The organism is Actinomycetospora endophytica, assembly GCF_021026375.1.
Lineage (GTDB): Bacteria > Actinomycetota > Actinomycetes > Mycobacteriales > Pseudonocardiaceae > Actinomycetospora > Actinomycetospora endophytica.
The window spans coordinates 848,882-859,971 of the sequence record NZ_JAJNDB010000002.1; the positions used below are offsets into that span (position 1 = coordinate 848,882).

12 protein-coding genes are annotated in these 11,090 nt (G+C 74.1%); 5 read left to right on the forward strand and 7 right to left on the reverse strand.

What is annotated here, in order from left to right:
* Nucleotides 1-44: 44 nt before the first annotated feature.
* On the forward strand, nucleotides 45-1,259 hold the full coding sequence (locus tag LQ327_RS14985; protein WP_230734859.1) for a thiolase family protein: 1,215 nt from the start codon (nucleotides 45-47) through the stop codon (nucleotides 1,257-1,259).
* On the forward strand, nucleotides 1,256-1,954 hold the full coding sequence (locus tag LQ327_RS14990) for an SDR family oxidoreductase (protein ID WP_230734861.1): 699 nt from the start codon (nucleotides 1,256-1,258) through the stop codon (nucleotides 1,952-1,954). Before LQ327_RS14985 ends, LQ327_RS14990 begins: the two co-directional genes overlap by 4 nt.
* Here LQ327_RS14990 and LQ327_RS14995 read toward each other — a convergent pair.
* The 5 genes from LQ327_RS14995 to LQ327_RS15015 all read right to left on the reverse strand — a co-directional run bounded on the left by LQ327_RS14995 (nucleotide 1,951) and on the right by LQ327_RS15015 (nucleotide 6,930).
* A complete protein-coding gene (locus tag LQ327_RS14995) occupies nucleotides 1,951-2,700 on the reverse strand; it encodes an FAD:protein FMN transferase (RefSeq protein WP_230734863.1) in 750 nt (249 codons plus the stop codon). The genes LQ327_RS14990 and LQ327_RS14995 overlap by 4 nt on opposite strands.
* Nucleotides 2,697-3,185, reverse strand: a complete 489-nt coding sequence (locus LQ327_RS15000) for an FMN-binding protein (RefSeq protein WP_230734865.1) — start codon at nucleotides 3,183-3,185, stop codon at nucleotides 2,697-2,699. Before LQ327_RS15000 ends, LQ327_RS14995 begins: the two co-directional genes overlap by 4 nt.
* Nucleotides 3,182-4,621 (reverse strand): ferredoxin reductase family protein, encoded by a 1,440-nt coding sequence (locus LQ327_RS15005; protein WP_230734867.1) that lies wholly within the window; start codon nucleotides 4,619-4,621, stop codon nucleotides 3,182-3,184. Before LQ327_RS15005 ends, LQ327_RS15000 begins: the two co-directional genes overlap by 4 nt.
* On the reverse strand, nucleotides 4,618-5,232 hold the full coding sequence (locus LQ327_RS15010) for a hypothetical protein (RefSeq protein ID WP_230734869.1): 615 nt from the start codon (nucleotides 5,230-5,232) through the stop codon (nucleotides 4,618-4,620). The genes LQ327_RS15005 and LQ327_RS15010 overlap by 4 nt, the downstream gene beginning before the upstream one ends.
* A 324-nt stretch (nucleotides 5,233-5,556) precedes the next feature.
* Entirely contained in the window at nucleotides 5,557-6,930 is a 1,374-nt protein-coding gene (locus LQ327_RS15015; RefSeq protein WP_230734871.1) for an L-serine ammonia-lyase, read from the reverse strand.
* An 86-nt stretch (nucleotides 6,931-7,016) separates the two neighbouring features.
* Here LQ327_RS15015 and LQ327_RS15020 point away from each other — a divergent pair, with 86 nt between their 5' ends.
* On the forward strand, nucleotides 7,017-7,691 hold the full coding sequence (locus LQ327_RS15020; protein WP_230734874.1) for a GntR family transcriptional regulator: 675 nt from the start codon (nucleotides 7,017-7,019) through the stop codon (nucleotides 7,689-7,691).
* A gap of 17 nt (nucleotides 7,692-7,708) precedes the next feature.
* On the opposite strand, the gene LQ327_RS15025 is transcribed toward LQ327_RS15020, so the two are convergent.
* Complete coding sequence (locus LQ327_RS15025) at nucleotides 7,709-8,887, reverse strand: NAD(P)/FAD-dependent oxidoreductase (RefSeq protein ID WP_230734875.1); 1,179 nt, start codon at nucleotides 8,885-8,887, stop codon at nucleotides 7,709-7,711.
* Entirely contained in the window at nucleotides 8,884-9,231 is a 348-nt protein-coding gene (locus LQ327_RS15030; protein ID WP_230734877.1) for a bifunctional 3-phenylpropionate/cinnamic acid dioxygenase ferredoxin subunit, read from the reverse strand. The genes LQ327_RS15025 and LQ327_RS15030 overlap by 4 nt, the downstream gene beginning before the upstream one ends.
* A 379-nt stretch (nucleotides 9,232-9,610) precedes the next feature.
* Here LQ327_RS15030 and LQ327_RS15035 point away from each other — a divergent pair, with 379 nt between their 5' ends.
* Nucleotides 9,611-10,756 carry an aromatic ring-hydroxylating oxygenase subunit alpha gene (locus LQ327_RS15035; RefSeq protein ID WP_230734879.1) on the forward strand — a complete coding sequence of 382 codons (1,146 nt, stop codon included), beginning with the start codon at nucleotides 9,611-9,613 and terminating at the stop codon, nucleotides 10,754-10,756.
* Nucleotides 10,757-10,794: 38 nt separating this feature from the next.
* Nucleotides 10,795-10,974: a hypothetical protein gene (locus LQ327_RS15040; RefSeq protein WP_230734881.1), complete on the forward strand. Its 180-nt coding sequence runs from the start codon at nucleotides 10,795-10,797 to the stop codon at nucleotides 10,972-10,974.
* Nucleotides 10,975-11,090 lie beyond the last annotated feature (116 nt).

Here is an 11,090-nt window from a genome sequence, read left to right on the forward strand (position 1 = left end):
CCGATCGGTCCGTCAACAGGATCGCCGAGCGGAGGAGGAGCGCCATGCGGGACGCGGTGATCGTGGACGCGGTCCGGACGCCCGTCGGCAAGGGCAAGCCGGGCGGCGCGTACGCCGAGGTCCATCCGGTGGAGCTGCACGCCCACGCGCTGCGCAGCCTCGTCGAGCGCGTACCGGGCCTCGAGCCGGGCGAGGTCGACGACGTGATCGGCGGCGCGGTCGGGCAGGTCGGCGAGCAGAGCGGCAACACCACCCGGTTCGCGGCCCTCGCGGCCGGCTTCCCGGAGTCGGTGCCGGGCGTGACGGTGGACCGGCAGTGCGGGTCGAGCCAGCAGGCCCTGACCTTCGCCGCCCAGGGCGTCGTCGCCGGCGGGTACGACATCGCGATCGCGTCCGGCGTGGAGTCGATGTCGCGCATCCGCATCGGCAGCCAGACCGAGGTGAACGGCGTCGCGCAGGACGTGGCCGGCCCGTCGGTCCGCGAGCGCTACGCGCCCGGGCTCATCCCGCAGGGGGTCAGCGCCGAGCTGATCGCGCGGCGATGGGGGCTGAGCCGGACCCAGGCCGACGAGTTCGCGCTGGCCAGCCATCAGAAGGCGGCCGCCGCGTGGCGGGAGGGACGGTTCGCCGCCGAGGTCGCGCCGCTCAAGACGACGCGGGCGGACGGCACGATCGCCCAGCTCGAGACCGACGAGACGATCCGGCCGGGCACCACGCCGGACGCCCTGGCGGGCCTCAAGACGCCCTTTGCCGACGACCGCTGGACCGAGCGCTTCGGCGACATCGACTGGACCGTCACCGCCGGCAACGCCAGCCCCTACAACGACGGCGCGGCGGCCCTGCTCGTCACGACCTCGGAGATCGCCGCGGCGCGCGGCTGGACGCCCCGGGCGCGCGTCCACACCGCCACCGTCACCGGCGACGACCCGGTCTACATGCTCACCGGGATCATCCCGGCGACCGCCAAGGTCCTCGCCCGAGCCGGGCTGACGATCGACGACATCGACGCGTTCGAGGTCAACGAGGCCTTCGCGTCGGTCGTGCTCGCCTGGCTCGCCGAGACCGGCGCCGACCCGCGGAAGACCAACGTCAACGGGGGCGCGATCTCGATCGGCCACCCGCTCGGCGCCAGCGGCGCCCGCATCGCGACCACCCTGCTCGGGGTGCTCGACCAGACCGGGGGCCGCTACGGCCTCCAGACCATGTGTGAGGCCGGTGGCACCGCCAACGCCACCATCGTGGAGAGGATCGCCCGATGAGGATCGCCGGATCGACCGCACTCGTCACCGGCGCGGGCCGGGGGCTCGGGGCCACGCTCGTCGAGGCCCTGCTCGCCCGCGGCGCCGCCACCGTCTACGCCGGCGCGCGGGACCCGCGCGATGCGGAGAACAAGGACCCGCGCGTGATCCCGCTCCGCCTCGACGTCACCGACCCGGCCTCGGTCCGGGGCGCCGCCGAGCGGGCGGGCGACGTGGACCTGCTGATCAACAACGCCGGGATCGCCGGCAACGGCTCGCTGCTGACCGGCGACCCCGAGCGGGCGCGGGCCGAGCTGGAGACCAACTTCTGGGGCCCGGTGACGGTGCTCCGGGCGTTCGCCCCGGTGCTCGCCCGCAACGGCGGTGGCGCGGTCGTGAACGTCCTCTCCGCGCTGTCCTGGCTGACCTCGCCGCTGACCGGCTCCTACAGCGCTTCGAAGGCCGCCGCCTGGTCGTTCACCGGCTCCGCGCGGGCCGAGCTCCGCGGGCAGGGCACCCAGGTCGTCGGGGTCCACCTCGGCTACATGGACACCGACATGGTCGCCCACCTCGACGTCCCGAAGATCGCCCCGGAGGACGTGGCCCGCCAGACCCTGGACGCGGTCGAGGACGGCGGCGAGGAGGTGCTGGCCGACCTGCCCAGCGAGCGCGCGAAGGTGGCGCTGTCCGGGAAGCCGGCCGGGCTCGAGCTCTAGGCGGTGACGGTCGTGGTGGTCCCGTCGTCCCACACGACGAGGCCGCCGCGACCGACCCGTCGTCCCAGCCACTCTGCTGCCTGCGCCCCGAGGGCGTAGGCGGCGGTGGCGTCGACGTCCGCGTCGGTGAGCGAACGCGCGATCACGGTCACCTGGGCGACCGCGGCGGGCGCCGTACCGGTGCGGGCGTCGACCAGGTGCGCGCCGCGGTGCGCGGTGCCGCTGGTGGCGACCGCGCCGTCGCGCACGGGCACGACGGCGAGCACGCGGCCCGGATCGCGGGGGTCCTCGATGCCGATGCGCCACGGGTCGCCGTCGGAGTGGCAGACCATGTCGCCGCCCGCGGAGAGGCAGAAGTCGGTGTCGTCGAGGCCGCCCAGGAACGCCGAGGCGCGCTGCACCGCCCAGCCCTTCACGACGCCGCTGGGGTCGAGTCCGCCGTCGCGCCACACCGAGAAGGCGCCGTCGGTGGCGCGCTCGGCGCGCGCCCCGATGGCGAGCACCTCGTGCACCTCGGCAGGGGCGTCGGCGACGGCGAGCTCGCCGTGGCGGATCGCGGTGACGACCGAGTCCTCGCGGTAGGTGCTGAACGTCCGGTCGGCCTCACGCAGCGAGCCGAGCACGGCCGCCCAGGCCGCGTCGGCCTCGGCGTCGTCGGCGTGGCGGCCGCGCAGCGCGAGGCTGATCGGCATCCCCATCACGTGCTCGACCCGCCGTGCCACCCGGGCCGCCGTGGCCGTCGTCATGCCACACCGGCCTGGTCGAGGGCGCTCTGCAGCGACGTCACGTAGCCGTCGGAGGTGTAGGTCGCGCCGCTGACCATGTCGATCTGTGCGCTCTGGGCCGACAGCGTCTCGGAGACCAGCTGCGGGACGGCGTCGGCGTTGATCTCCTGGTCGCGGCCGTTGGAGTCGGGTTCCTGGACGACGTCGACCGCGGTGATCTTCCCGGCGGCGAGCGTCACCTTCACCTGCACCGGGCCCCAGCGAGTGTCGGCGGCGGTCCCGGTGACGGTGCCGGTGTAGGTGCTCGAGGTCTTCGCGGCGGCCGAGGTGGTGGCCCCGGCCGCCGAGGTCGTCGTGCCGGTGGTGGTGCCGGTCGCTGCCGGCATCGTCGAGGAGGTGGACGTGCGGTAGGAGAAGAGCAGCACCACGGTGCTGACGGTGGTCAGACCCCACAGCGCGATGCGGCGGGCGCCGCGGTCGAAGCGGGCGGGCGGCACGGTGGTCACCATCCGAAGGTCTCGGTGTGGATGCGGTCGGCGGAGGTGCCGGCCGCGAGGAGCGTGCGCTGGACCAGGCCGGTCCAGGGGGTGGGGCCGCAGACGTAGACGTCGCGCTCGGCGATGTCGGGGACCCGGGCGCGCAGGGCGGCGAGGTCGTCGACCGGCCCGACGCCGGCCCCGAGCCAGGAGTCCGGGCCGCGGCGCCGGCCGGGCAGCGGGACCAGGCCGAGCTGGCGCTCCCGGGCGAGGACCGCGAACTCGCGGGCGAAGATCGGCTGCGTGGAGAAGCGGTGGAGGACGACGACGTCGCCGTCGAGGGCCTCGGCCAGCGCCCGGAGCGGGGTGATGCCGACCCCGGCGCCGATCAGCGCGACGCCGGGCCGGGTGCGGGCCCGGGCGGTGAGCCGGCCGTAGGGGCCCTCGATCAGCACCTTCGTCCCCGGGCGCAGTCCGGGCACCTCCGCGGTGCCGTCGCCGAGGTCCTTGACGGTGATGCGCAGGCTGCGCCCGTCCGGGGCCGCCGAGAGCGAGTAGGGGTGCGCCCGGCTCCAGCCGCGGCGGGTGAGGAAGCGCCACTGCAGGAACTGGCCGGCCCGCGCCCCGAGCTCGTCGAGGTGCTCGCCGGTCAGGTACACCGACACGCACCCGTCGCCCTCGGCGCGCACCGAGGTGACCGTCACCCGGTGACGGAGGCTCCGGGCCAGCGGGAGGCCGACCCGCCAGACGAGGACCGCGCCGGCGGCCAGGGCGTAGGCCGTCCACCAGAACACCGTGCGGGCGGTCGAGGCGAGGAACTCCTGCCCGGTCCAGAGCTGGTGGGGCAGCGAGAGCCCGACGCCCAGGTAGGCGTAGAGGTGCAGCAGGTGCCAGGACTCGTAGCGCATCGACGCCCGGGCGGCCTTCATGCTCGTCACGACGACCATGACCAGGCACGCGGTCCCGGCGACGGCGAGCAGCATGCCCGGGTAGGTGGTGCTCAGGGTCCAGAGCTCGCCGGGGCTGGCGAGCAGGTCCCCGGCGGCGTAGCCCCAGGTGATCAGCCCGACGTGGGCGATCATCGCGGTGAACGACGTGAACCCGACGAGCCGGTGGGTCATGGCGAGGCGGTCCTGCCCGAAGGCCTGCTCCAGGACCGGCACGCGGGCCATGAGCAGCACCTGGGCGAGCAGGAGGACCGTCGCGAGCAGGCCGGTCAGCCGGCCCACCGAGGTCAGCCCGGAGGCCCAGCCGCCGAGGTCGGAGAACCCGCCCCCGGTGGCCCACCAGTACGTGACCAGGGTCAGCGCGACGACGAGCAGCGCCTCGGCTGCCGTACGGATCCAGCGGTCGCGGACGGCGACGGGGTTGCGCGGCGTGCTCGGCCGGGCGCTCGGTGGGCTGCCGGCGGGGGCGGCCCGATGGGTGCCCGCGCGATGTGCGGGGCGGTCGGCGAGGGCGGTCACGTGAACAGCCCGCCGAGGATCGCGCTCGTGCTCGCGGAGGTGTTGTTGCCCTGGGCGGTACCGGTCTGGCCCTGCCCGGTGCTGGTGTTGCCGCCCGGCGTCGTGCCGGTGCCGGTTCCGCTCTGCCCGGGCTGACCGCCGGTCCCGCTCTGCCCGGGCTGACCCTGCGCGGCCGCGCCGCCCCGGTCGCCGAAGCCACCGGCCGCGCCGTCGTGGTCGCGGTGGTGCCCGGACGTCAGGCCCGGACCGCCGTCCGGCCCGGAGTCGCCGACCGCGTGACCGACGGCGAATCCGCCCCCGGCCAGCACCACGGCCGCACCGACCGCGGCCGCGACCTTCAGCCCCCGCCGTCGGGGCCGGGCCGGCGCCGCGTCATCGTCGTCGCTCCGGGACGAGGTCCCCGCGGGCGGCATCGCCGCGGCCGCGGTGGCCGTCGTGTCGCCGGCCTCCTCGGACTGCCCGGCCGGCATCTCCTGCGTCTCCGGGCCGTACGCCGCCGGAACCTGCGTCTCCGGGTCGTCGGGCTGCGACTCCCAGCGCGAGCCGCTGTGCCCGTGCGCGCCCGCCGTCGCGTCGTCGGCGGGGGTGGGGGAGTCCTCCTCGCGGTCCATCGGCCACCTTCTGAGAACGGATCGTGCGCCCGGTGGTCCCGACGGGTGCCGGGCGGGGTGTCGATCTGGTGAGGACCAGAGTGGTCGGCGTGGGTAACGCGTGTGCCCAGCTCGGTTCGGAAGCCGGTAAGAACCGTGGACCCGCCGTCGCAGGCCCGTCGTCACGCCCTCGCCCGGCCCGCCGGTCACCGCCTGGGCCCACCAGGTGTCGGCGGTGCCCCGTTGAAGATCAGGGAGTCGCTACGAGGGTGATCGGAGATCCGGTCGACCCGCAGTGACTCCCTCGCCCGCGCGAGCGGCGACCGCCCGGACCCGATCGCCCCCTCAGCACTCCACGACGTTGAGCGCGAGCCCGCCCCGGGCCGTCTCCTTGTACTTCACCGACATGTCGGCCCCGGTCTCGCGCATGGTCCGGATCGCGGTGTCCAGCGAGACGTGATGCGTGCCGTCGCCGCGCACGGCCATCCGGGCGGCGGTGATCGCGGTGACCGCGGCGACGGCGTTGCGCTCGATGCAGGGGATCTGCACCAGCCCGCCGACCGGGTCGCAGGTGAGCCCCAGGTGGTGCTCGATCCCGATCTCGGCGGCGTTCTCCACCTGCTCCGGGGTGCCGCCGAGGACCTCGGCCAGGCCGGCGGCGGCCATCGAGCAGGCCGATCCCACCTCGCCCTGGCACCCCACCTCGGCGCCGGAGATCGAGGCGTTCCGCTTGAGCAGCTGCCCGACCGCCCCCGCGGTGAGCAGGAAGCGCACCACGTCGTCGTCGCCGAAGCCCGGCAGGAAACGCGCCGCGTAGGAGAGCACCGCGGGCACGATCCCGGCGGCCCCGTTGGTCGGTGCCGTGACGACCCGCCCGCCGGACGCGTTCTCCTCGTTCACCGCCAGCGCCACGAGCGTCACCCACTCCATGGCGTGCAGCGAGTCCGGCAGGTCGACCCCGCTCTCGAGACGCCGCCGCAGCGCCGCCGCCCGCCGCCGCACCCGCAGCCCGCCCGGCAGCACGCCCTCGGTCGTGCAGCCCCGCTCCCGGCACTCGCGCATGACCGCCCACAGGTGCAGCAGGCTCGCGCGGACCTCGGGCTCGGGGCGCCGGGCGAGCTCGTTGGCCAGCACGACGCCGCTGATCGGCAGGCCCGCGGAGCGCGTGAGGGCCAGCAGTTCGGCGGCCGTGTCGAAGCGGAACGGGACCGGGGTCGGGTCCTCGACGAGCACCGCCTGCCCGGTCTCGTCCTCGTCGACGACGAACCCGCCGCCGACCGAGTAGTACTCCCGCTGCTCGAGGAGCACGCCCCCGGCGTCGGACGCGACGAAGCGCATCCCGTTGCTGTGGAACTCCAGCCGACGACGGCGATGGAGCACGACGTCGTCGTCGGGCGCGAAGTCGATCTCGTGCTTCCCGCCCAGCAGCAGCCGGCGGTGCACCCGGGCGTGCTCGACGGCGGGTCCGGCCGCCACCGGATCGACCAGGTGCGGCTGCTCCCCGGCCAGGCCGAGCACGACGGCGGGCACGCTGCCGTGGCCGTGCCCGGTGGCGCCGAGCGACCCGAACAGCTCGCAGCGCACCCGGGCGGTCCGCTCGAGCAGGCCGGCGTCGGCCAGGCGCGAGACGAACAGGAAGGCGGCCCGCATCGGTCCGACCGTGTGCGAGCTCGACGGCCCGATCCCGACCTTGAACAGGTCCAGCACCGACAGGGTCATGGGCGCTCCCGAAGCACCGAGCGAGGCGTACCGCGACTAATATATTAGTCGTCGACGCTAGGGTGAAGGGTTGATGTGGTCGCGGTATGCTGCTCGCCGTGACCGTCCAGCCACAGGAAGCCGCACCGCTCTCGCTCTCCGAGCGTGCCTACGGCGCGATCCAGGACAAGCTGATCATGTTGGAGATCCCGCCGATGGCCCCCGTCGACGAGCTCTCCCTCGTCGACGAGCTGGAGGTCGGACGGACTCCGGTCCGTGAGGCGCTCAAGCGGCTCGAGGTCGACCGGCTGGTCGTGTCCTACCCGCGTCGCGGCACGTTCGCGACGGCCGTCGACATCACCGACCTCGCGTACATCTCCGAGATCCGGACCCAGCTCGAGCCGCTCGCCGCGCGCCGGGCCGCGGAGGGTGCCGGCGGCACCTCGCTGCGCGCCGGACTGGGTGAGCTCGCGGACGCCACCGAGGCGCTCGACGTCCCGACGCTCGGGCGCGACGAGCTCATGCGCTGGGACATGCGGGTCCACCGCTCGATCTACCAGGCGTCGGGCAACCCGCACCTCGAGGACACCCTGGTGCGCTACGACAACCTGGCGACGCGCATCTTCTGCCTGTTCCTCGACCGGATGCCGGACTTCGACCGGCACGTGGGCGAGCACGTGGGGCTGCTGCGCGCCATCGCCGCCGGCGACGGCGAGCTCGCCGCGACCCTGTCCCACGAGCACGTCATCGGGTTCGAGAAGGCGGTCCGCGCGATCATCTGACCGCGCGTGCCCGGTCGTCACGCCGCCTGCCGGGCGCGCCGCAGGTCGCGGCGGAGCCGGCCGAAGGCCCGGGGGCTCCCCATGCCGAAGACCGCGGTGGTCGCCCCCGAGGCGTCGGTCCAACGGGCGGTGAACGTCCGGTCCCCGGTGTCGCCGTCGACGATCTCGACCCGGTCCTCGCGCCCCGGGTGCCCCGCCAGCTGCAGGGTGCGCCCGTACTGGTCGGACCAGAAGTACCCGGAGGGCCGGAACGCCGTGGTGGTCCGGCCCGCCAGCAGGTTCGTCGCGGCGACGCCCGCCTGCTCGCCCGCGCTCGTCCAGTGCTCGTGACGGTGCGCGCCGTCCCCGGTCCGGTACCGGGCGACGTCGCCGACCGCGACGACGTTCGGCAGGTCGCACACCATGCCCTCGTCGGTGCGCACGCCGTTCGCGACCGACAGGCCCGCGCCCTCGAGCCACTCGGTGTTGGGCACGATCCCGATCCCGGTCACGACGACGTCGGCCGGCAGGACACTGCCGTCGTCGAGCTCGACCCCGGTGACCCGCGGACCGGGGCCGGTGCGCAGCCGGGCCACCGACGTGCCGCGCCGCACCTCGGTGCCGTGGTCGGTGTGCAGCTCGACGCAGCACCGCGCGATCCTTTCCCCGAGCAGGGGCTCGAGCGGGAGTGTTGCGGCGTCGAGCACGGTGACCTCGAGGCCCAGGCGGCGGCACGTCGAGGCGACCTCGGCGCCGATGAACCCGGCCCCGACCACCACCACCCGCGGCGAGCCGTCGTGCAGTGCGGACCGCAGGGCGACGGCGTCGTCGAGGGTGCGCAGGACGTGCACACCCTCGACGCCCTCGCTGCCGGGCAGCCGGCGCGGCCGGGCCCCGGTGGCGATGACGACCCCGTCGGTCGGGATCTCGCGGCCGTCGGAACAGCGCAGCCGGGCCGCGGCGGGGTCGAGGCGCTCCACGCGCACCCCGAGGTGCAGCTCGACGGCGAGGTCGGCCTCGTCCTGTTCGTCGAGCAGGGCGATGTCCGGGGCGTCGACGGTGCCGGCGAGGAAGTCCTTGGACAGCGGCGGGCGGTCGTAGGGGCGGTGGGCGTCGTCCCCGACGAGGACGAGCCGGCCGTCGAACCCGGCGTCGCGCAGCGACCGCGCGGCCCGCGCCCCGGCGACGGAGGTCCCGACGACGGCGATGGTCCTCACGCCACGCCGCCCTGCGCGATCGGGGCGAGCACCTCGACGCCCGCGTGCTCCAGGTCGGCCCAGACGACGCCGTCGGCGATCATCACGGTGTAGGTGCGCACCGGCTTCTTGGCCGGCGGACCACTGGGTTCGCCGGTGCGCAGGGAGAAGAAGGCCTCGTGCAGGGGGCACTCGACCCAGCACCCCTCGAGGTAGCCGTCGGAGAGCGAGGCGCCCTGGTGGCTGCACGCGTCGTCGATGACGAAGACCTCGTCATCGGTGCGGAAGACGGCGACCGCGGTCGGCCCGGCGAAGCGCACGCCCTCGCCCTCGGGGATCTCGTCGACGTCGCAGAGTCGGATCATGTCTCTCTCCAGAAGAGATGGGTCGGCGGGAGGCCACGACGTCGTTCCTCCCACCGGACGGGTACTGACGGTGGGTGCACGCGGGGTGACTCGGCGTGCCCGAGAACTCAAGAGATCCGAGAGCATCGTTGCGTATTGCGCGCCACGATCCTCAATGCGCAACGCTCACGGTGGAGCTGACGGCGCCCGCTGTCAAGAGGTCCGGCAGGTGTGGCCGGGGTTCGAATCGCGTCGGGCACGGCACCGAAGAGGCGCTTGACATGGGGCTCTGCCGTCTTCCATCGTTTGTGTTGCGTATCAAGCAATCTGTTGCGCGATACGCACCACGTAGCACCGCGTACACAGTCGGGGCGATCGGCACATCTAGGAGCCCGCCGTCATGACCACCAGCGAGCTGTCCGCAGCCGCCGCGAGCGAACCCCTGCCGGCGAGCCTGCGAGAGACGCTCCCGGGCCGCTACTACACCGACCCGACGATCTTCGCCGCCGAACAGGCGCTGATCTTCGAGACCGGCTGGTTCTGCGCGGTGCTGGCCGCGGACATCCCGACGGCGGGGATGTTCGAGACCGTCGACGTCGGGCGCGAGAGCGTGATCGTCGCGCGCGGGCGGGCCGGCGAGGTGAACGCCTACCTCAACGTGTGCCGGCACCGCGGCGCCCGGCTCTGCACCGAGGAGACGGGATCGGTGCGCCGGTCCTTCCAGTGCCCATACCACGCCTGGACGTACAGGCTGGACGGCAGGCTCACGGCGGCGCCGAACCTCACCGAGATGCCCGACATCGACCGCGTGCGCTACGGGCTGCACCGGGTGCACGTCCGCGAGTGGCTCGGTTACGTCTGGCTCTGCCTCGCCGAGGAGCCGCCGTCGTTCTCCGACACCGTGATCGCGGACGTGACCGGGCGCCTCGGCTCGCCCGACGCGATCGTCGGCTACCAGGTCGCCGACCTCGCGCTCGGCCGCCGGATCACCTACGACGTGGCGGCGAACTGGAAGCAGATCGTCGAGAACTTCATGGAGTGCTACCACTGCGGGACGATCCACCCCGAGCTCACCGAGGTCCTCCCCGAGTTCGCGGACGGTCTGGCGGCGCAGTACTTCGTCGGGCACGGGGCCGAGTTCGGCGAGGACGTCCGGGGCTTCACCGTCGACGGGTCCGAGGGGCTCGAGCGTCTCCCGGGGGTCGGAGCCGAGCAGGACCGGCGCTACTACGCGATCACCGTCCGCCCGCAGGTGTTCATCAACCTCGTCCCGGACCACGTCGTGTTCCACCGGATGTTCCCGGTCGCCGCCGACCGCACGATCGTGCGCTGCGACTGGCTCTACCTGCCCGGCGTGGTCGCGAGCGGCGCCGACCTGGACCGCTCCGTGGAGCTCTTCCACCGGGTCAACCAGCAGGACTTCGACGCCTGCGAGCGCTGCCAGGTCTCGATGGACTCCCGCTCCTACGCCCGCGGCGGCGTCCTCGTGCCCAGCGAGCACCACATCGGCGAGTTCCACGACTGGGTCCGCGACCGCGTCGGCTGACCGCCCCACCCACTCCTTCACGAGAGAGCGACGAGCCCATGATCCCCGACGAGTCCGACACCCCGGACCGCGTGCTCGACGAGCTGGACACGCCGTCGTTCGACGCGGCCTTCCACGTGACCGACCGGCTGGCCGTGCACGGCGCCGAGTGCGTCTGCCCGCGGTGCGCCGGTCAGCTCGCGGTCCTGCTCGCCGAGCTCGCGCGCGCCCTGGCCTGACCCCCAGCCCGCACGAGGGGAACCCTCGGGCGCCTAGAGCGGCCGGATCCTCCCCTCGCGACTGCCGGCGCTCCCCGGCACGAGGGGAACCCTCGGGCGCCTAGAGCGGCCGGATC

What these genes read in the sequence shown, in the direction of transcription:
- LQ327_RS15030 (WP_230734877.1), bottom strand. Translation starts at nt 9,231, where the DNA reads ATGATCCGACTCTGCGACGTCGACGAGATCCCCGAGGGCGAGGGCGTG.
- LQ327_RS14990 (WP_230734861.1), top strand. Translation starts at nt 1,256, where the DNA reads ATGAGGATCGCCGGATCGACCGCACTCGTCACCGGCGCGGGCCGGGGG.
- LQ327_RS15040 (WP_230734881.1), top strand. Translation starts at nt 10,795, where the DNA reads ATGATCCCCGACGAGTCCGACACCCCGGACCGCGTGCTCGACGAGCTG.
- LQ327_RS15010 (WP_230734869.1), bottom strand. Translation starts at nt 5,232, where the DNA reads ATGGACCGCGAGGAGGACTCCCCCACCCCCGCCGACGACGCGACGGCG.
- LQ327_RS14985 (WP_230734859.1), top strand. Translation starts at nt 45, where the DNA reads ATGCGGGACGCGGTGATCGTGGACGCGGTCCGGACGCCCGTCGGCAAG.
- LQ327_RS15015 (WP_230734871.1), bottom strand. Translation starts at nt 6,930, where the DNA reads ATGACCCTGTCGGTGCTGGACCTGTTCAAGGTCGGGATCGGGCCGTCG.
- LQ327_RS15020 (WP_230734874.1), top strand. Translation starts at nt 7,017, where the DNA reads ATGCTGCTCGCCGTGACCGTCCAGCCACAGGAAGCCGCACCGCTCTCG.
- LQ327_RS15035 (WP_230734879.1), top strand. Translation starts at nt 9,611, where the DNA reads ATGACCACCAGCGAGCTGTCCGCAGCCGCCGCGAGCGAACCCCTGCCG.
- LQ327_RS14995 (WP_230734863.1), bottom strand. Translation starts at nt 2,700, where the DNA reads ATGACGACGGCCACGGCGGCCCGGGTGGCACGGCGGGTCGAGCACGTG.